Genomic DNA, 22,644 nt, shown 5'->3' on the forward strand with positions numbered 1-22,644 from the left:
TGATGAAAATATAGCTGACATGTTATACGAGGAGGAATTTTGTTCATGAGTTTGAAGTTTGAGAAAGTGAAAAAACGGACAAGTTTAGCATTAGCTGTATTGCTGTTCTTGTCTATGATTCCGCAAGGATTGCTATTGCCTAAGGTTGCAGGAGCTGCTTCTGCGCATGTAGTAATCAGCCAAGTATTTGGTGGGGGAGGAAATAACGGGGCTCCATATTCCTATGATTTTATAGAGCTGTATAACCCAACTGACGATGATGTGGATCTGAATAATTATGCTGTTCAGTATGCTTCCAAGGCGGGGGCATTTACGGCTGTTACCTCAGGGACCGTAAGTATGACACCACTCACGGGTAAAGTTATTAAATCACATGGATTTTTATTAATTCAGGGTGCAAAGGGAGCTAATGCTCCGGCAGACCTTCCTGTTCAAGCTGATGTGATTGGAAATATTAATTTATCAGGAACTGAAGGAAAGGTTGCACTTACAAGCATACAGGCTACCATTTCAGGTATTTCAGATCCTAGTGTGGTTGACTTTCTAGGCTTCGGTGGTGCCAACGAGTCAGAAGGAACTAAATTATCGGCTCTAAGTAATTCGACCAGTGCACAACGGAGATCAGAGGATGGAAGTAACACTGGACCAGGTAAAGGTGCTGGATTAGATACAGATAACAACAGTACGGATTTCGTTGTGGGACCTGTCCTTGCTCCAAGAAACTCTGTTACACCAGCTATTGTGATTACCAAAAGCTCACAACCGCTTGGGCAGAACATTCAATTCACTAATGAAGGTACATTGGGTATGGTCACAGGAAATATCGCGTCTGTTACAGCAGACACTTATGTATCCTTGTATCTCAATGATCCAAGTACAGGTTCAGTTGCGGTTACGAATGCTGTTTATGCAGATGCGTCAGGGGCATTTAACAATTTAACCTTTGATAATACTGGCGGCAGTACACAAGTTTACCTAACGGCTAAAGATCTAGATAAAAGTGCAAGTAGTCCTGTAGTTATTCGTTTGGCTGTGCCGAGTGCAGCTCTTATTCCGGACAAGCTTAACTATTATCTTGATTCCCAAGGTGGAGGTAGAATTGTAGGGGCTGCAGGTGCTGCTGTTCCTAATTCAACAATCTACAGCTACAATAGCTCCACAACTGGAAGCCGTAACTCCAATACAACAGATGGAAAAGACTATGTTGTTGCTGGAGCAGATGGATCGTTCACCTTTACTTTCACAGGTGGTATGGATGATGTTTATGTATCACAGTTGACCGTAACCTCTAATGGTAGAAATTTGGAGGGTCCTCGAACTGTAGTTACTAAAGAAGACACATCGGTTATTACACCGATCAGCACGATACACACAAATGATAGCAACGGTAAATCGGATAAAATTAATCAAGTGTTTACGATTCAAGGTGTAGTCATTGGTAATAGTGAATTGACAGCAAGCAATACCTTCTATATGCAAGATGCTACAGGAGGAATCGCGGTCTTTGGAACCCTTCCAACGGGTGTTACAGTAACACAAGGTGATTTAGTTACAGTCACAGGTGCGATTCAATTTTATAATGGCTTAACAGAAATAACCCCTACGAAAGTTGTGAAGAATGGAAAAGCCGCGCTTCCTATTCCTACAGAATCTACTTTGTTAGATTTAATCAATTACACAAAGGCAGAACCACTGGAAGGCACATTAGTTCAATTCACAGGTAAAATCACTAACATTCCAGCGATGGCTGGGAATGGTTATAACATTACCGTTGCAGAGACTGTAACGAACAAAACGATTACGGTTCGTGTTACTACAGCTAGTGGAATTGATGTTCCGACGAAGCTGGAGAAGGATTTAACCTACACATTTACCGGGATATTCAGTCAGTATGTGTCAGGCACTACTTTTAAGAGTGGGTATCAGGTATTTCCTAGATCCATCGAAGATGTAAAAGAAGTTAAAGAGCTTGCACTTACACATCAAGCGATTACACAGGCTTACGCTAATGCGGATATTCAATTTGCCGCTAAAGCTAAAAATGCTGATTCTGTAATTATTCACTACAGAACCATTGGTGGGGTATATGCTTCATTACCTATGAGTACTACTGATGGCAGCAGCTATACAGCACATTTGAATTCTAGCTTTGTTGCTTCAGGTAATAGTTTTGAGTATTACATAGAGGCTAAGATGGGTGAAGTCACTAAGCAGTCGGGTACACCGGATGCACCCCTTAAGGTTTCTGTAGTTGAGGATACATTTGCACCTGAGTTTTTCGAAGAGACTCCAATGTCAGGTACGAGGATTGAAGATAGACAGCCAGTAATTTCCGTGAAATATGATGAACCAAGCGGTTTGGATGCATCCACTTTAGTGGTCAAGCTGGATGGAAATACTGTTCCGGCTAGCATTAACGGAGATACCATTATGATTACCAATAGCAGCGAACTTGCGATTAGTGATCATACGGTTGTCGTGAATGTTAGTGATAACAAGCATAATGCGGGAACGTATAAATGGACTTTTACAATTACACCTATCTTTACAGGCGGTAACCACTATCGTGGAACCACTCATAATCACACGAATATTTCACATGATGCTGCGGGTACGCCTGAAGACGCATTGAAGGCGGCCGAAGCACATAACTATGATTTTTTCGCTTTTTCAGATCATTCGCATGATATTGATGCCGCGATGGTAGGCTCGGATACCGTAGATCATAAAGGTCAACCGGAACGTACGGGTGGAGAAGACTGGAAATTAACGAAGGATCTAGCGAAGCAATACACTAAAAATGATAGCTTTGTTGTATTCCCAGCGTTTGAAATGACTTCAACTACTTGGGGTCATTCCAACGTATTTGGAACCGACAATTTTATTGATCGTAAACAAAACTCCGGTCAATATCAAGATTTGAGTAAGTATTATGCATGGGTATTGACGTATGATGATATCGTGGCGCAGTTCAATCATCCCGATATGTCAGCGAACGCTTTTAATAATTTCGCACCTTATGACAAAAATGTTGATAAATTGTTCACCATGTTTGAGGTGGGTAATGGATCAGGTCATTATGGCTATGCGAATGCAGAAAGTAAATATTTCAAAGCACTGGATTTGGGATGGCATGTAGCCCCAACTTATGGTGAAGATAACCATGATGGTACATGGGGTCAGACCAATGCGAGAACAGTAATCGTATCCGATGATTTGTCGCAGGAATCTTTGCTACAGTCGATGCGCAATATGCGCGTGTACATGAGTGAAGATCCAAACTTTACATTAGATGTTCTTGCGAATGGCAGTTACATGGGAGCAACAGTGAAGGGCAATACCCTTAACTTCTCAATCGCAGGGAAAGATGATGTTGTTGAAGAGAAGAGCAAGCTTGAATATAGTTACCTCAGCAGTTCATATAAATCAGACGATCGTGTTGCTAAGGTAGAATTGATCACGAATGGCAACAAAATTATCCAAACAGCAAAACCAATGACTAAAGATTTCACTTGGAGTCCTTCTGTTGAAGTAACAGGCGGTCAACAATGGTTCGTTGTAAAGGTAACACAAATGGACGGAGAGCAAATTTATTCCGCTCCAATCTGGTCACAAGATGTAACTACAGACATTAAGATTAGCGGTATTAATATTGTAGGCAACAGCTTGGTTTCCGGTAGTCCGACTACCTTGGAAGCGGGATTAACTAACCTTGGATCACAGGATCTAAGTAATCTTAAGGTTCACTTTTATTATGATGTTGTTGACTCCGCTCATTTGATTAACGAAGTTGTAGTTCCTTCCGTATTATCTAAGGGTACAGCAACTGCTCAAGTGTTATGGTCCAATCCAGTTCAAGGCAATCATAAATTAATTGCAGTAGTAGATGCGCCGCCTGGCGATTCACCGGATGATAACCAGTTCGAGTTGGAAGTGGCCATTAAGGCTTCCTTGGGAATTAAAGTATTGATCGATGCCTCACATAAAAATGAGAACACATCAACCGATGGAAGTACGTATAAAGACAATCTGAAAAGTTTCACCACACAGCTTCGGCAGGAAGGATACACTGTCGTAGAGAACACTGGAGCTATCACAGATACAACATTGACGGATGTAAGTGTACTAATGTTTACACATCCTTCGGCGGCTGTGACTGATGCTGAAAGCACGGCGATAAAAGATTTTGTAGCGCGCGGAGGTTCATTGTTCTTAACAGAGAAGAGTAATAATGGTAGTTCAAGACCTACCATCAGTAATGATCTACTAGCGAAGATTGGATCTACGATTCAGGTCAGTAATGACGGTATTTTTGATACAAGTCCTGAAGGTAACTTCTGGTCTCAACCTGTAGGAACGAACACATATACGGTTAGATTACATCCAGGATTAGTGAAAAACTATATTACAGACCGGGCATTGACCGTTGAGTATTACAGTGGGGCCAGCTTGGAAAAAGTCGGACATCAAGCACTAGCAGATACGGATAAAGTAACCATCCTTGTATCAGGTAATGAAACGACATACCAAGATAAGATCGCTGCCGGCGGATACGTTTATGATATTATCGATGACGGTATTGGTGGCTCGGCAATTCCTGCAATTGCTTCAGAAGAAGTAGGGAAAGGGCGCATTATTGTCTCCGGTATGAACTTTGTGAATGATAAGCAATTGGATGAATCTTATAATCCTAAAGGCAATAATGAACTTGGATTGAATTCTATCAATTGGCTAGCTCACAGAGAAACGAAGATCGACACTATTGCTAGTCTTAAGACACAACCAGAAGGAACAGCTGGAGTAGTTGAGGGAACAGTCGTTACGGGCTCGGACATCTTCTTCGATGCGTTCTATGTTCAGGATGCTTCCGGTGGGATTATGGCCTTTAAAGAAGTTCCTGAGAAGAGTTTGGTTGAAGGGGATACCGTACGAATTTACGGAAAAACGAAACTATTCGAGAATAACTATGAACTTGAATTTGATTCGTTCGCGATGGACGTAATTAAAACAGGACATACGGATCCGGTACAACCACTTATATTAACTACAGCACAGGCTAATCTGGATAGTAATCAAGGGCTGTTAGTAAAAGTGAAGGGGAAGGTTCGTTCACAATTCGATGAGAACTCCTATGTTATTGATGATGGCTCAGGTCCAATTCTGGTCTTTGCCGATGGGTATATCGTGAAACAGAGTGGTCCTGTTCCGGTATTGGCAATCGGTGACACTTTGGTAGCCGTGGGGGTTACCGGCAAGAATACGGAAGGAACTCGTATCCGGGTACGGGATACTAAGGAATTGGCTAAAGGTACAGATGAACCAACACCTACGGCAACAGTATCGCCGGAACCAACAGCGACAGCAACGCCAACGCCGGCAGCAACAGCGACAGCAACGCCAACAGTGACACCAACGTCGACAGTAACACCAACGCCGACAGCAACAGCAACATCAACAGCAACAGCAACGCCGGTGGTAACACCATCTCCATCAGCAGATCCAACATCACCAGTTTCAGTGTCGACACCGAAACCGACGTCAACACCAGTGCCAGCAGATCATTCGGCATTATTGGATAACAGTAAGATATCCGTGACCACTGAAGTGGGTAAGGATGGCGTGACATACGATAAAGTATCTGTCGATGCCAATTCACTTACTAAAGCACTTCAAGCGCATGCACAAGCAGTTTTAGGAGTTCAGGTTTCCACAAATCCGATTAAAATCGAACTGCCTTTACAGGCATTTGCACCAACGGACGGTTCTAGAAAAGGATCTAGTCTACTGATTCAGAATAACGGCTACTTCTATAATCTTCCTTCTAGTGTGATTCCTTCGGCAGAGTTGATTAGTAGTCTAGGTGTGGATATGAAAGATATTACGATTACGATTGTGATTTCAAAAGTGGATGATCAATTAGCTAGTCTTATCAATCAAGCAGCGAATCGAAAGAATGCCAGCTTGATAAGCCAGGCGTTGAAGTTTGAAATTACCGCAGAGGGTAATGGCAAGATGATAAAGATTAATAACTTTGGTACGTATTATGTATCTAGGGGCATTAATCTGAATACAGTACTTGATCCACGAGTCAGTACGGGAGTCCGTTATGATGAAGCAACTGGTGAGCTTGTATTCGTACCGACATTCTTTACTGTAAAAGGCAATGAAACCGTAGCAGAGATGAAACGAAATGGAAACAGCACCTACACAGTTATCCACTCTGATGTTACGTTTAATGATATTAAAGGTCATTGGGCGCAGAGCGATATCGAGCTTCTTGCATCTAAATTAATTGTTAAGGGTGAAACCTCTACACGTTTTGCACCTGAGCAGCAAATTACAAGAGCGGAGTTCGCAGCTTTACTAGTACGGTCCCTTGGGCTGGATGCTCAAGGGACAACGGTGAAGTTCAAGGATGTGAAGGCGAGTGATTGGTTCTATGGCGCTGTTGCCGCGGCAACAGATGCGAAGATTGTAAATGGGCTTGAAGATAACAGCTTCCACCCATTAGCACCGATCAGCCGTGAAGAAATGGCAGTGATGACGCTTCGTGCACTGACCTATGCAGGCTATACTTCATCTGCAGCGAACCCAAGTAATGTTTTAGCTTCTTATAAAGATAAAGGATCTATTGGAAGCTGGGCTGAAGCATCTGTCTCCGAATTAATCGCTAACCAGGTTATGAATGGGATGACAGAGACTACCTTCGCTCCTAAAGCGTTGGCAACTCGTGCACAAGCGGTTAAGATTCTTAAACAATCTCTACAATCCATTAAATTCATAAACTAATTGGAACTAAAGAAAGAGCTGCCTGAGATTATTCAGGCAGCTCTTTCTTATACCATTATCGCTTAGAAAGCTGGTAATAATTATAACTTTCATTTTCAATCGTAATTTCATTAATTAACTCGAAGTCACATTTCTGTATAACTTTATTTGAGGGTGTATTGTGTACCAGAGCAATAGCGTTTAATACATCAGTAGAAGTGTGCTCAAACAAATACTTAATTAACCCCTTGGCAGCTTGTGTGGTATACCCTTTGCCGCGATGATCCTTGGATATGGCATACATGATTTCTCTGTTCGGAGCGGGTAATTCATCCTTCATTCCTGTACAGCACCAACCGATAAACTCATTCGTCTCTTTTAAAATAATGCCTAAACGAAGACGAAGCTCCCCGATATTTCCATCCGCTGAGACCGCTTGTAGAAACTGTTGGTTTTCTTTTATTTCATAGTTTATTAACCAATCTAGCCGTTGTTCTTTAGGGACATTCCAGTCGGGCAGAAATTCTATGATTTCAGGCTGCGTGGTAAGTGCGTGAAACTCGTCTAAATCCTCCACTCTAAACTCTCGTAACAGGATATCTTTACATTCAATTGTAAATAAATCGCGTTTTGTTGTTTCATAACCTACATGGTTATTCATATTTCATCTCTCCTTCATACATTCAAATTCATTTTATCATGAATAAAAGGGTCTATTTGGTAATTTTTAATTATAAAAAAGTTTTCTTTTATTTCACACAAATATTAATTAGTTAATATATTAATTGATTATAAAGTGTGTTATTATGTTTCGTATAAAGGTTAAATGATTCACGGATGTAGCGTTTTTGTCGTAGTAATCAGTAGATTGGTTAGATTTTTATGATTTCTAATACAAAAGATGACAGGTGATCTTCTATGAACAATGACAACAGTAACAAATCTATTAATGGTAACTTGATAGCGCATTATAAGTTTGATAACCCCGATCATGTGGGTCAAGATTACTCAGGGAATGGTAACGATGGAACCGCTTCAGGGACTAAGCTGCCATTCATACAGACTGTAGCGGGTAGAAGTGCTGTTTCACTAGCGGGTGGAGAACATGGTACATCCTATATTTCTTTGCCAGATGATCTTCTTAAAGAGGTCAGCGACCAAACTGGCCTTACTGTCTCGACTTGGATGCATGTAAGTGCTGGCGGGAGCTTATGGGAAAGACTGTTCGATTTCGGCAAAGGCGAGACAGGGCCCTATATTTTTTTAACGCGTAATTTCCGGGGGACTTGTTTTGCGGGGGAAGATTTAGTCGCAGATCCTGGTAAATCCTTTGCTGCTGGTGAATGGGTGCACGTTGCCTTTGCGGTCACAGGAACAAAAGGTGGAACACTAAGCAGTGCAGGACCTGTGATGTATATCAATGGTGAGATCGTTGCAGATGGAATGATAAGTCAGACTTCTAGCGGTACATATGCTAAGCTACGCACGTGGTTTGCTACATTTGAGGATCAAGTGAATTATAGTAACAATACGATCGGCAAGTCCCAGTACGCTGCAGATGTAGATTTTGGCGGCTCTCTTTCGGACTTCCGTGTATATAAAGCGGGATTAACGCAGGACGAAGTGATTGAGATTATGTGCGAGTCTTTGACAGATGAAGAGATCGTTAAGCTCGCAAAAGATAAATATTTAACCTTCACTAGTTCAATCATCACCAAAGATATCGAATTACCAGCTTCGCTCATGGGTGGAAAAGTTGACGTGTCCTGGGTATCCAGTGACTCAGCAATTATTTCTAATGCGGGAGTTGTGAATAAAACCGTCCATTCTGCTAAAGGTGTAACGCTTACAGCAGTTTTGAAAAAAGGTGACAGTACAGTAGAGAAGAGCTTCACCGTATCTGTGCTCCCAGAAGGTTTGCCACCCTACACCTTAACGATCGATGGAAACCATGAGATTTTGGATGTTAGCGAAGTTTTATATGGCCTTTTCTATGAGGATATTAATAATGCGGCAGATGGTGGAATTTATGCAGAGCTAGTGCAGAATCGTTCCTTTGAGTCGTTTGCTTTTGACAGCTATTCGCATGTATGTGGTGTGCACGGGACTTCAACAGGAAGAAATTATACACCTCTTCATGCATGGTCCGGTGACACGGACAAAATGACGGTTCATCATACAGGCGGCTTGAACGATTTCTTTGGAATCGAAGATAAAGATATGAATGCGCATTATGTGACAGTGGCAGATGGCGCGACGATCAATAACAGAGGCTTTGCGGATTCCAATCAGCACTGCTCAATGTTTATTAAGAAGGATGCTAAGTATAACTTCACGATTTGGGCGAAGGCTGAGGCAGCGGGAACAATCACCCTGCAATTGCTCGACAAAGATGGTAAAGCCATTAGTGATGCAACGGTAGTTGAGGTGAATGGTGACGGTAACTGGAAGAAGTATGGTGTAGAGTCTAAGCTTGTATTAACAGGATCTGAAACTATACTTGGTCAGCTTGCTTTAACCTTTAACGGTGAGATTTCCATTGATATGGTTTCCTTAATGCCGGAAGATGTTTGGGGCGCTGGGGAAGAAGAACGCTCTGCAACAGCTCATGCTAACTATAAAGGGAATTCCAACTATAGATTGCGAAAAGACTTAGTGAATGCACTTGTTGATCTTCATCCTACATTCTTACGTTTCCCGGGGGGCTGTATTTCTGAAGGCTCTCACATTTGGGAGAATGTGTACGATTGGAAAGAGTCTGTCAACGATATTGAGCTTCGCAAAGAGAACTATAATGTATGGGGCTATATGATGACCATGGGTCTTGGATATATGGAGTATTTTCAATTAGCCGAAGATTTGAATGCAACACCACTTCCGGTTATGGCCTGCGGCGTACTGTGTCAAGCTCGTTCGGATTATGCGAATCCAGCTGGCGGTGCGTTAAGAGATTATTATGTGAAGAACTTTACGGATCTGATTGATTTCGCGATTAGCATGGATTTTGACAATAACGAGTGGGCCGCTTTGCGTAAAAAGATGGGCCATGAAGCAGCGTTTGACCTGCGTTACTTGGGTGTGGGGAATGAAAACTGGGGCACAGAGTTTTTTGCCAACTTCGAGTATTTTAAAACAACGATTGATGAATATATGGTGAAAAACTACCCTGATCATGAACTGACCATTCTTTCTACGGTTGGAGCACAAGCAGATGATGATGCCTATCAACAAGGCTGGAAATTCCTAAGCGGAAATCTACAGGGCTCGGAACAGATCAGCTTCACGGATGGAACATCGAGTATTGAAGAGACGGTTACCTGGTATGAGAAACAAAAGAACTACATGGATACGATTGCGGACGAGCATTACTACCGTTCCAACGAGTATTTGTTAGAGAATGCGGATCGCTACAATTACTATTACAGAGCTTATAAAGAAGATGGCAGCTTGGACGAGGCTGAAACTTCGAAGGTTTTTGTGGGTGAATATGCTTCGACAGATAAAAATACTTTGGCAGGAGCGATTGCTGAAGCAGCGATTATGTCCAGCTTCGAGAATAACTCTGATGTGATTAGACTAGCTGCAACGGCACCTTTGTTCAATAAGGTATTAACAGATGGCACCTACAGATGGACACCAGATTGTATTTGGTTTGATGATGAAACTGTATGGTACACGCCGAACTACTATGTTCAACAGCTGTACGCTAAATATCTCGGCACCAAAGTGGTTGGCACATCGTTCTCGACATATCGCAACGGGGAAAAGGTAGACCTCATTCCTCACGGAGGAATTGAAGTGGCTGCCGGGAAATCATCTGTAGTTGTGAAGCGGGTGAAGGTTACTTCGAATACGGATGGCAGCGTTATGTTAGAGCAAGATTTTACACAGCCGCTGCATGAAGCTTGGAAAGTCATTCCTGGTTCTGCCGGATATACGATTGATCCTTCCAAAGGTCTAGTCTTGAAGGCACAGAACAGCGGGCTGAATGGATTGTATATTCTCAATGACGCGTGGACTAATTATAAAGTAGAGGTCGTTCTTGAAAAAGCTTCCGGCGAAGATGGCTTCTATGTAGGTGCAGGTCTGACAGACATTTCACCGGAAAATAAAGATGTTATCGAATATGCGATTGGCTATAATGGCGATGCCACAGGAGTCAAGGTGTACAAGCAAGGGATTGAGGCTTATACACTCGGCGATTATTCCTCTAGTACAGCAGCGGGTAACCTTAGAGCTAGTTGCTATGAAGAGCTAGCGGATCATACGGAATATACCATCACTGTTAATTATGGTGGAGCAGATGGCAAGCATTTGATTTGCTCTTACACAGATGGCAAGGCAACAAGCAAAGTGCTTGATTATAAGCTCGAAGCGTATAACAGAGAATTATACAATTCCGTTACTAAAGATGATAAGCATCTCTATGTGAAGCTTGTGAATGCGGATCGTGTAGATAAAGCAACGAAGCTTGATCTGAAAGGCTTAAACGTAGCTACTACCGGTAAATGGATTACTTTAACGGGCGATGCTTCGCTAGTTCACACACCTAATGTGAACAGAAAAAATGATGAGAAGGTTACTCCAGTTGAAACGGAAATCAGGTTTGATAAAGACACTGCAATTGTAAATCTAGCTGCCCATTCTGTGAACGTGATTGTTCTGGATCTTATTTAATAGAAAAGATAGCATTCAGCGCGCGCCGATATCACCTCGGCGCGTGTTGTTGTTTAAGAAGGCTTGTAATCGGTTGATGTTTATATAGGGAGAACTGTCCACTTCTTGATGAATCTCTGAATCTAACATACACTGGTGAAAGCACAATCACCCGAATGACTCTCCATCCTGCGATCCTCCCAGAATATTTTTTCAAAATATAAGAAAGTATAAGTTTCACGCTATACATCATCCTTATATTTCTCGCTTAAACGCTTACCGTCCTTGTAAGGACGCCGAAGGCGTTTATGCTTGCCACACTAAGGCTTTCATTTCACGAGAATATAGTTCATATCTTGCCCCAATAGGAGGATGATACAATGATGAAATTATTCAAAACGGACTGGAAGGCAAATCTAAAAAATCCACAAACGATTATGGCTTTGTTTACTTATCGTTTTGGAAATTGGGTGTATTATCGGGTGAAAAGTGGCCTGATCCGCAAACCTTTGTGGCTCCTATATCGAATAATGGATGTGCTTTTTGTTCGAATTGTTGCCAGTGGAGAGCTTCATGCAGAGGCTCAAATTGGTGATGCACTTCATTTACCGCATGGGTTAAATGGAATTATCATTAGTCCTAAAGCGGTGATTGGCAACAACGCTACTATTTTTCACCAAGTGACCATTGGGGGGAGAAATAACTTAGGGGAACCCGTGATTGGTGATAGAGCATTTATCGGAGTAGGTTCTAAGATACTAGGCCCGGTTACGCTGGGGAACGATGTTAATATCGGAGCTATGTCTGTTGTGGTTAAAGATGTGCCGGATAATGCTTCGGCAGTAGGGATTCCTGCCAGAAATATTTTAAGAGATGAACCCAAACCTGAGAATACAAGATAACGGCGGGATGTTCTATTACATAGGGTATCGCTTTATTTTAAAAAGTTACAGGGTATAATTAAAGCATCCAAGAAATCTTGTAATAACCTTCTAGAGATCGGAGTAATGAAATGAAATATAGCAATTTAGAAGAGTGTGTTAATGATTTAGAGAAACATGGACATTTGGTTCGTATTCGTGAAGAAGTGGACCCTTATCTGGAGATGGCCGCGATTCACTTGAAGGTTTATGAAGCTGGTGGCCCTGCATTATTATTTGAAAATGTAAAAGGCTCGAAATTTCGTGCCTTATCTAACCTTTTTGGAACGCTAGAGCGCAGTAAGTTTATTTTTCGGCGTACTTGGAACTCCACACATAACGTAATTGCACTTCGTAACGATCCTATGAAGGCACTTAAGAATCCTTTTAAATATGTAGGGACAGGACTATCTGCGAGAAAAGCATTGCCTATTAAAAAGCCGGGTGGTCTACCAAGTGGTTTTCAGGAAATCAGTATTTCTGATCTTCCGCTGATCACACATTGGCCGGAGGATGGTGGCGCTTTTGTCACATTGCCGCAAGTGTATTCCGAAGATCCAGACAAGCCTGGCATTATGAATTCCAATCTGGGGATGTACCGTGTTCAGTTGAATGGTAATGATTATGAACTCAATAAAGAGGTTGGTATTCACTATCAAATTCACCGCGGTATCGGCGTGCATCAAGAAAGAGCCAATCGAAAAGGAGAACCGCTTAAAGTGAGCTGTTTTATCGGCGGACCTCCAGCGCATACGTTATCGGCTGTAATGCCTTTGCCTGAGGGTATGAGTGAGATGATCGTTGCCGGTTTACTTTCGGGACGTCATTTCAGCTATAGCTATGTAGATGGATATTGCATTAGTAATGATGCGGATTTTGTGATCACAGGGGAAATTCATCCTGGTGAGACGAAGCCGGAAGGACCTTTTGGCGATCATTTAGGCTATTACAGCTTAGTGCATCCTTTTCCAGTTATGAAAGTACATAAAGTGTACGCTAAAAAGAATGCAATCTTTCCATTTACGGTTGTCGGCAGACCCCCACAAGAGGATACCGCTTTTGGTGAGTTAATTCACGAGTTAACGGGTGGAGCTATCCGACAAGAAATCCCGGGTGTCAAAGAAGTTCATGCAGTAGATGCTGCTGGTGTTCATCCCCTTTTGTTTGCGATTGGCAGTGAACGTTATACACCTTATCAACAAGTGAAGCAGCCAGCGGAGATTCTTACGATTGCGAATCGGATATTAGGCACAGGTCAGCTTAGTTTAGCTAAATTCTTGTTTATTACAGCCGAAGAGAAACAACCTATCAGCACACATGATGTTGAGGATTTCTTGACGTATATTTTAGAGCGAATTAATCTTCGCAGAGATATTCATTTCTATACGAATACAACGATTGATACCCTTGATTATTCTGGTACAGGACTAAACAGCGGAAGTAAGGTGATTTTCGCTGCGGTTGGGGAGAAGAAAAGAGAGCTATGTACAGAGGTTCCTGACATACTTGAAGAACTACAGGGATTTGGACATGCAAAGATGGTGATGCCGGGTCTCGTGGCACTTCAAGGCTCTAAATTCACTACTTACGCTGAAGCAGCGCAGGAAATGAACAAGCTTAGCGAAGCGATTCAAGTACAGGGAGCACTCCCATCTTGTCCGATGATTATTGTATGTGATAATAGCGAGTTCTTAAGTGATAGAATTGAGAATTTCCTATGGGCGACGTTCACACGCAGCAATCCTTCTCATGATATATATGGCGTGAATAGTTCAACGGAGTATAAGCATTGGTCATGTGATAACGTGATTATTGATGCGCGTGTAAAACCTCATCAAGCGCCACCATTAATTCCGGATCCAGTGGTTCAAAAGCATATCGAACGATTATTTGCTCCAGGTGGGAGCTTAAACGGTAAGATCTAACCATAACTCAAAGACCTTCTTGGGAAACCAAAGAGGTCTTTTTGCTGTTTTTTGAAATGATTTTACTCATATGAAATTAAAAATGTATAGGTGTATTCTGGGTTTTATGTCCCAGCTTGTCACGAAATCGTAGGATTTTATAACTATAGGCGAGTGATTTGAACGGTTTAGTGTATGATAAACTCTGTTTTTTAAATGTTCATAGTGAAACTTAGGTGGTAGTATCGTGTTGGATATGAGTGCATCTGGAAATAATTATCCAGAAAAGTGTCTGAGCAAGGAGGAGGGGATACGCGCACGAAGTGAACTTATATTTGAAGAACGAATGACAATGAAACTTATTGTAAGCGTTTACTACAACGGGGCCAGATACGTACTAAGTTCTTTCAATCATAAGAAAGCGGGTGAAGCACGGAAGATGAAGAGAAATAAAATGGGGAATAAAATACTTATTGTGTTATTGTCGTGGGTCTTCATTTGTTCATCTCTATTTCCCTCTACAACATTTGGAGTGCAACCAGCCAGTGCGGATTCAGGTCCAATAACTTTGCGATATGATTTTGGAACGGCAACAAGTCCTGTAATGAGTGGTTATACAGCTGTGCATGAATCAAAGTTGTATACGAAGGAGCTAGGATATGGTTTAGATCAGGCGGTTGCCTCAAGAAATCGCTCGGGCGGAGATGAACTGACTAATGATTTTGTACTGGGATTGTCCTACGCCTTTCTAGTGGATCTTCCTAATGGGGATTACGATGTGACTGTATTCTCAGGAGATTTATTGGCAGGCACAAGTACAACTAAAACTACGATTACCTTAGAAGATGTTACGGCTGGTTCAATAAGCAGCAAGCAGGCTGTAAATCAAGCCACTTACCGCACGACTGTCCAAGACGGTCAACTAACCGTTGGCATCACGGGTACAGGGGTTGGCGGGTATTTAAATGAACTTATAATTCAGCAAATCGTGCCGGGTCCACTGCAGGCTCCTGAGGACTTAGCGGTTACGAATCTCTCGCCCACTGCAGTCTCCCTCGGGTGGAGCAGCGTGACAGAAGCAGTCTATTACAATATATATCGGACAGAGCTTCCTAGCGGGGCCATTCAATCGATAGGTCAAGTTGCTGCGAACAACTACGTGGATTCAGACGTAAATGAAGGCAGTGGCTACATTTATAATGTGTCTGCTGTTAAAGGCAGCGGTGAGGAGTCTGCTTTGAGTGCATCTGTGACGGTAGATGAAATTCCGGGGGCAGAGGTTCCGGCAGTACCAACGGGCCTTTCGATTGTCAGCGTGGGTGCGAGTTCTGTTCAGCTAAGTTGGAACAACGTGGCGGGAGCTACCCGTTATACAATCTTAAGGTCTGATTCAGCAGATGGAAGTTTCCATGAGATTGGGCAGTCGGGGACGGCGACATTTACGGATGTAGCAGTGGATACCTCTAAACGGCAATATTATGGAGTAAAAGCTGCTAATGCCCAAGGAGAATCCCAGTTATCTAACAAAGTGGAAAGTATGGTATACACGCCACCTGTAACATTGCCAGAAGGAAATGTATATTCCTTTGATTTTGGCCCAGGTGCTGCGGCGGAAGGTTATCTTAAGGTCGATGCGGGGGTATCTTATTCCTCTGCGGTTAAATATGGATTTACGGATATATCAAAGGTAACTGGTGTAGACCGGGAAACCACTGATCCTTTGCGATCGGATTTGGTAGTCCCTAAGGATACTACCTTTAATGTAGATTTACCGAATGGTGACTATACTGTGTCGCTTATCGCTGGAGATAGCGCCGGAGACACGGACATTGGCATCAAAGTAGAATCCATTCAAAAAGTTCAGCAGACAAGTAAAACAGCTGGTCAGTATTTGGAAATGAGCTTTGACATTGCTCTGGTGGATGGACAAATGAACTTGGTGTTCTCTGGCATGAAGCCTAATATCAATGCACTGGTGATTACTAAGCAGCCAGATCGTCCTGCTAATGAATTGCCTGCAGTTTATATTGCGGGTGATTCCACTGTGCAGACTTACGATCCTTACTGGATACCACAGGCTGGCTGGGGACAAATGATTCCTGATTTCTTTAGTGAGGAAGTAACGTTTAAGAATCACGCTATCGGAGGCCGCAGCTCTAAGTCATTTATTGTAGAGGGGCGGCTGGATGAAGTACTGCGAAAGATACAGCCAGGTGATTATTTCCTTATCCAATTTGGTCACAATGACGCAACGATCAGTGTTCCTGATCGGTATGCCTCTCCAGCAGATTACAAAAATTATTTAAAAACGTATGTCGAGGGTGCCAGACAAAGAGGAGCGACTCCGATTCTGGTGACCCCGATGGGCCGCAGAGATTATAATGCTGCCACGGAAAAATTTAATGTGAGTTTCCCTGAATATGTGCAGGCGATGAAAGAGGTAGCCAATGAGCTGCATGTGGAAATGGTTGATCTTAGCGCGCTAAGTGTCGCTTATTACAATTCGATTGGTTTTGCAGCTACACGCTCTGTATTCCTTCACCTCGATGCAGGGATATATGGTGCTTTCCCGAATGGGTCAGCAGACGATACTCACTTTCAAGAGTACGGAGCGATTCAAATGGCTCGTCTGTTGGCCAAAGGAATAGAGCAATTAAACATTCCGCTCTCCAGCTTTGTACAGGACATTAAGCAGCCAGAAACAGTGCCTGCCAAGCCACAAGGTCTTGTAGCGGGAAGTATCAGTAATGCAGGTGCAGTACTGAAATGGGATAAAGTAGAGGGTGCTGATATTTATAAAATCTATCGTAAGCTAGCGTCCGAAGCTGAAACTGCTTACGCATTGGCGGGAACTGCCACTGTTCCAACTTTAACATTAAGCGGAATGGCGGAAGGTAACAGCTACTCCGTTCGAGTGACTGCAGTAAATGGGTTAGGAGAGTCTGAGCCTTCAGATGAAGTTAAGCTGACTACGAAGTCCGCTCAATATCGTTATGATTTTGGACCTGTTGGCTCACCCGTTGCCGCCGGTTATACGGAAGTGAATCGTAATGTACTTTATACAACAGAACGTGGTTATGGCTTGTCCTCAAGTGAAGGTATGAGTGATCGAGATCGCGGTAGTGCAACTGATGCCCTTCGTAGAGATTTCGTGATCTATTTTGGAGGCTCGTATGAATTTAAAGTTGATTTACCGAATGGTTATTATTCCGTTAAGACCTATACCGGAGATTGGATTGGTTCTACCAAGACGAATGTAGCGATTGAAGGCAAAGATTATGGAACAGTCTCTTCAGGTAAGGAAAATATTGCTGAGAAGCTGTATAACCAGATCGCTGTCAAAGACGGTCAGATGAATCTTGTTTTTAGTGGCACAACGGCTCATCTCAATGGACTGGAAATCACACCGCTATTATTAGCCCCAACGAATCTGAAACTGGGTAGTCTGGACTTAAACAATGAGCCTATCACAGCTAATCTTTCTTGGGATGGTATGGATGGTGCGCTGAAATACCGAGTGTATCGTCAGGCAACGGTTGCGAATAGTGCAGAGCTGCTGGGCGATACAACAGAGCCGCTTTACACAGATACCACTGCGGATATCGGTATGGAATACATCTATACGGTAACTTCGGTGGACAGCACGGGACTGGAATCCGTAACATCTAATGCCTTAAAGGTGTCTATGATTGATCCAGCTGTAGCAAAAGCAGCCGTACCTAGTGGTCTAGCAGTACAATCTACGAACAAAAATGATGTGACCTTTACGTGGAATGAGGTATCAGATGCAAGGATGTTCAACATTTATCGTGCGAAATCCGCGGATGGTGAGTTCATTCTAATCGACAAATCATTCGAAGCTTCATACACAGACACGACCATTTTAAGTACAATTCCTTACTATTACAAAGTTGCCTCGGTAAATGCAGGCGGTATCTCTGATCTTTCCGCTTCGCTGGAAACCTCAGCGGTGACAACGCTATACCGGAAGATGGAGGCGCTGGATCGTGCGCCTATAGCGGTTAAGACAGATGCGGGTGTTTATATCAGCTGGCGGATGTTAGGTCTGGATCCAGAATCGATTGGATTCAATCTGTATCGTGGGGAAGAGAAGCTAAATGATTTGTTAATTACTCAAAGCACGAACTATCTTGACACTTCCGGTACAGCTGACGCCAAATATAGAATTACATCAGTAATCAATGGAGTCGAAAAAGCGGCTTCGGAAGAATTCAGCGTATGGCAGAAGCAATACCTATCTATCCCCTTGCAAAAACCAGCAGATGATTACACCAAAGACGGTCAGCCTTATACGTATAGTGCAGGGGATGCAAGTGTAGGGGATGTGGATGGTGATGGGGTCTACGAAATCATTATGTTATGGTCGCCTTCGAACAGTAAAGATAACTCTCAGGCAGGTTATACAGGACTAGTCTATATGGATGCTTATAAGCTAGATGGCACACGTTTATGGCGGATTAATTTAGGGCCTAATATTCGTGCGGGCGCGCATTATTCACCATTCATGGTTTACGATTTGGACAGTGACGGGCGTGCTGAGATTATGCTGAAGACAGCAGATGGTACGGTTGATGGTCAAGGTACCGTGATCGGTGATGCAAGTGCAGACTATCGCAATAGCTCGGGTTATTTGCTCCTCGGCAATGAGTATTTAACAGTGTTCGAAGGGGCAACAGGCCGGGCAGTGGATACGGTTAGTTATGATCCGCCGCGTGGTGATGTGGGCGCTTGGGGCGATGCCTATGGTAATCGGGTGGACCGCTTTTTAGCCGCCGTAGCTTACTTAGATGGTGAACAGCCAAGCGTGATTTTTAGCCGTGGTTATTACACTAGAACCGTGCTTGCAGCTTACAATTATCGTGGTGGCAAGCTCGAAAAAGTATGGCGTTTCGATTCCAACGATGAAGGATATGGAGAGTATGCCGGTCAAGGAAACCATAACCTTTCAGTAGGAGATGTAGATGGTGACGGCAAGGACGAAATAACCTTCGGCGCGATGGCGATCGATGATGATGGATTGCCACTGTATAATACAAAGCTTGGTCATGGGGATGCGATCCATTTCGGAGATCTTGATCCTACCAGACCGGGGTTGGAGGTCTTTGATGTACATGAGCATACCGATTCCAAGTATGGTATTGAAATGCGTGATGCAGCTACAGGGGAAACCATATGGGGTGTGTTCACGGGAATTGATACTGGACGCGGAATGTCAGCAGATATTGACCCGCGTTATACCGGTGAAGAGGTATGGGCTGCAACGATTACCAATGAGGTGCAGATTCCTGTTACAGGCATATATAGTGCACAGGGAGAGCTAATCACGAATAAGCTGCCTTCTTCTACGAATTTTGGCATTTGGTGGGACGGTGATCTTTTACGTGAATTGCTGGATTCTAATCGAGTGGATAAGTGGGATTATACCAACCAGACAACAGCTAATTTGTTGACGGCAACTGGAGCCTCTTCTAATAATGGCACCAAGGCGAATCCAAGCTTGCAGGCGGATCTGTTCGGGGATTGGCGTGAAGAAGTGATCTGGCGAGCAACGGACAGTTCTGAATTACGAATCTATACAACAACGGATATGACAGATTATCGTATTCGCACTTTGATGCATGATCCGATCTACCGACTGGGAGTGGCTTGGCAGAACGTGGGTTATAATCAACCTCCGCATCCTGGATTTTTTCTTGGCGAAGGCATGGAACAACCAGCAGCACCTAAAATTCAATATGTAGGCTCGCCTGTGGAAACAGAGGACACTACGACGCCTGTAATCACTGGTTTACCTTCTATTCAAATGAGTGAATCGGATATCTTGAAGGTACAGGTCGTAGCAGAAGATCCTGAGTCTGGTATTCGTAGTCTGGATATCACCTTTGATGGAAAAGAAGTTGTCTATGGAGATGAGATTCCACTCAAAGGACTTGCGGGATCGCATACGTTCATCGCAACAGCTGTGAATAACGCTGGACTCTCGACGACTGAACAAGTAATTGTGGTCGTAAGTGGACCTCAGAAGGCAACAGGAGTTCCGGGACAACCGGTTCTATCCAATAACAATGGGCAGGATACAGGACTCTTGGACGGGGATTACAAAATCACAATGAATATGTGGTGGGGCAATAACGGTACGGTCTACAAGCTTTATGAGAACGGTACCTTGATTGACACGCAAACCTTACGTGACGACTCCCCAACCGCACAGACCGCAGTGACTAGTGTTACTGGAAAAGAAAACGGTACCTACACCTACACGGCTGAGCTAACCAATTCTTTTGGAACGACGGTATCTACTTCTCATGTGGTTACTGTGAAGGATGCTGCGCCAGGTAAGCCAGTGTTATCTAATGACAACTGGGATGGTGATGGAGAGTATAAAGTGACCATGAATCTATGGTGGGGGATGAACGGCAAAGTGTATCGCTTGTATGAGAATGGAGTGCTGATCGATACACAGACTTTAACAGCAAATACTCCGAATGCCCAAACGGCTTCTACTTCGATCACGAATCGATCTCCGGGTGTTTATGAATACCGTGTAGAACTGATGAATGATCAAGGCGTTAGTGAAAGTACAGTTATGAAAGTCTCGGTAAAATAATTAAGCAATAGTTAAAAAAGCGCCTACGTCGGTAATATCCGGCTAGGCGCTTTTTGAGATTATCTAAGATTTAAAGGATTCTGCAAGACTATTTCCACTATCATCGTCATATGAATCTAAACAACGAATGATAGGGAGGATTGTAATCATGGAATTGACGGATATTATCTCTAAGATTGTGGTAGTCATACATGTTATAGCGGCCATAGTGGGAATTGGACCAGCTTTTGTGCTGCCAATACTGACAAGCTCTGCCAAGACAGGCAGCCAGCTTCGTTTTGTATTTGGCATGATGAAGACAATCAACAGATTCCCTAAAACGGGTGGGATTACCCTGATCGTTACAGGCATTTTGTTAATGATCATTGATAAAATGGGCTTGTCGGTGTTGTGGATCAATCTTTCATTATTATTTTTTATCGTGATAGAAGTCATTATTATTGGATTTGTTGAGCCTCGATTGAAAAAGCTGACCCAGCTCGTGATGGCGAGTGAAGGCGACGAAATCCCTGTAGGCTACAACGCCGCTATGAATAAGATCGCTCCGTTAGAAGCAGCTGTACATGTGCTCACTATCGTCATTATTATATTAATGGTAGTAAAGCCGGTATAAGATCGAAGCGTCTATTCTCAATGATCTCTTCATAATCGCGAATGAGTCCATCAAAAATGCTCTCCCACGAGCGGCCGAGCGCCAGCTGTCGCCCCTCATAACCCATAGCAGCCAGCTTTTGGGGTTGCTCTATACATGCACAAATCTCACGAATAAAAGCATCCGGGGAACGAGGTGGGGCGATTATTCCGGTGCGACCGGGTGTAACCAGATCCTTCACCCCGCCTTCATTTACGGCGAGGACAGGCAGTCCAGAGGCCATGGCTTCAAGGACAACATTACCGAAGGTTTCCGTACTGGAAGGGAAGACGAATAGATCAGCTGAGGCATACAATTGGGCAAGCTCTTCACCGTGTTTGTAGCCCGTAAACGTGACATTTTGCGGCGCCTGCGCCCGCATCTCTGATAATAAGGGACCGTCTCCAACAACTAACCAATGTACCTGAGCTTGCATAGACTCGGGCAATTGCTGCATGGCGAGAGCAAGGGTGTTGATATCTTTTTCAGGAGCAATCCTTCCCACGTACAGAAGTAATATCGGTGCGGTAATTCCGTAACGATCACGGACCTGATAGCTGCGTTTTTTCGGAGTGTAGAGATTGCAGTCGATGCCTCTAGACCAAAGCTTCAAACGTTGAAAACCTTGAGCTTGTAGGGAATCGAGTGTTTCATTGGAGGGAGCGAAGGTAGCATCGCAGGACCGATGAAACCACTTCATGTACTTCCAATAAAGAGGAACAATTTTTTTCATCCGATAATATTCAAGATAGCGATCAAAATGGGTATGATAGGAGGCGACATGAGGCAGGCCAAGCTTTCGCGCATAGCGAAGGCCGCATAGACCAATATTGAATGGAGTAGCCAAATGAAGCAGATCGGGTCGAAAAGCTTTTAGCTCTGACTGGATGGAGGACATATTCGGCAGCGCGAGTCTACATTCCGGGTATAAGAAAAAGGGGATACTGGTAATGGGACGTATGGGATCGGCATAACTGTCTTCAGGAGCAGATTTCGGCGAAAATAGCAGATGCTCGATACCTCGCCGGTTCAAATGAGTGGTTAAGCGCTGAAGCGTAAGTGAGACACCATTCGTTTGCGGAAGAAATGTGTCTGTAAATAAAGCAAGACGCATAGAACCCCTCCCAGGTACTCTTG

8 protein-coding genes are annotated in these 22,644 nt (G+C 43.4%); 6 read left to right on the forward strand and 2 right to left on the reverse strand.

The window, feature by feature from the left end; all coding sequences use genetic code 11:
- Positions 1-45: 45 nt before the first annotated feature.
- Complete coding sequence (locus NSS87_RS09905; RefSeq protein ID WP_339246668.1) at positions 46-6,789, forward strand: DUF4350 domain-containing protein; 6,744 nt, start codon at positions 46-48, stop codon at positions 6,787-6,789.
- Between the two features lie 55 nt (positions 6,790-6,844).
- On the opposite strand, the gene NSS87_RS09910 is transcribed toward NSS87_RS09905, so the two are convergent.
- A complete protein-coding gene (locus tag NSS87_RS09910; protein WP_042186625.1) occupies positions 6,845-7,429 on the reverse strand; it encodes a GNAT family N-acetyltransferase in 585 nt (194 codons plus the stop codon).
- Positions 7,430-7,686: 257 nt separating this feature from the next.
- Between NSS87_RS09910 and NSS87_RS09915 the strand changes: the two genes are divergently transcribed.
- From NSS87_RS09915 to NSS87_RS09935, 5 genes are all read left to right on the forward strand, one after another.
- Positions 7,687-11,445: an alpha-L-arabinofuranosidase C-terminal domain-containing protein gene (locus NSS87_RS09915; RefSeq protein WP_339246669.1), complete on the forward strand. Its 3,759-nt coding sequence runs from the start codon at positions 7,687-7,689 to the stop codon at positions 11,443-11,445.
- Positions 11,446-11,804: 359 nt separating this feature from the next.
- Positions 11,805-12,326 carry a serine acetyltransferase gene (locus NSS87_RS09920; protein WP_042186629.1) on the forward strand — a complete coding sequence of 174 codons (522 nt, stop codon included), beginning with the start codon at positions 11,805-11,807 and terminating at the stop codon, positions 12,324-12,326.
- A 110-nt stretch (positions 12,327-12,436) separates the two neighbouring features.
- Entirely contained in the window at positions 12,437-14,269 is a 1,833-nt protein-coding gene (locus tag NSS87_RS09925; protein ID WP_339246672.1) for a UbiD family decarboxylase, read from the forward strand.
- Between the two features lie 235 nt (positions 14,270-14,504).
- Entirely contained in the window at positions 14,505-20,876 is a 6,372-nt protein-coding gene (locus NSS87_RS09930) for an SGNH/GDSL hydrolase family protein (protein ID WP_339248500.1), read from the forward strand.
- A 148-nt stretch (positions 20,877-21,024) separates the two neighbouring features.
- A complete protein-coding gene (locus NSS87_RS09935; RefSeq protein ID WP_042186633.1) occupies positions 21,025-21,489 on the forward strand; it encodes a DUF2269 family protein in 465 nt (154 codons plus the stop codon).
- On the opposite strand, the gene NSS87_RS09940 is transcribed toward NSS87_RS09935, so the two are convergent.
- Entirely contained in the window at positions 21,461-22,621 is a 1,161-nt protein-coding gene (locus NSS87_RS09940) for a glycosyltransferase family 1 protein (RefSeq protein WP_339246676.1), read from the reverse strand. The genes NSS87_RS09935 and NSS87_RS09940 overlap by 29 nt on opposite strands.
- Positions 22,622-22,644: the final 23 nt, after the last annotated feature.

It is taken from the genome of Paenibacillus sp. FSL F4-0243 (assembly GCF_037963295.1).
Lineage (GTDB): Bacteria > Bacillota > Bacilli > Paenibacillales > Paenibacillaceae > Paenibacillus_AQ.

Coding starts and splice junctions, on each gene's coding strand:
- NSS87_RS09905 (WP_339246668.1), top strand. CDS start 46: ATGAGTTTGAAGTTTGAGAAAGTGAAAAAACGGACAAGTTTAGCATTA.
- NSS87_RS09910 (WP_042186625.1), bottom strand. CDS start 7,429: ATGAATAACCATGTAGGTTATGAAACAACAAAACGCGATTTATTTACA.
- NSS87_RS09915 (WP_339246669.1), top strand. CDS start 7,687: ATGAACAATGACAACAGTAACAAATCTATTAATGGTAACTTGATAGCG.
- NSS87_RS09920 (WP_042186629.1), top strand. CDS start 11,805: ATGATGAAATTATTCAAAACGGACTGGAAGGCAAATCTAAAAAATCCA.
- NSS87_RS09925 (WP_339246672.1), top strand. CDS start 12,437: ATGAAATATAGCAATTTAGAAGAGTGTGTTAATGATTTAGAGAAACAT.
- NSS87_RS09930 (WP_339248500.1), top strand. CDS start 14,505: ATGAGTGCATCTGGAAATAATTATCCAGAAAAGTGTCTGAGCAAGGAG.
- NSS87_RS09935 (WP_042186633.1), top strand. CDS start 21,025: ATGGAATTGACGGATATTATCTCTAAGATTGTGGTAGTCATACATGTT.
- NSS87_RS09940 (WP_339246676.1), bottom strand. CDS start 22,621: ATGCGTCTTGCTTTATTTACAGACACATTTCTTCCGCAAACGAATGGT.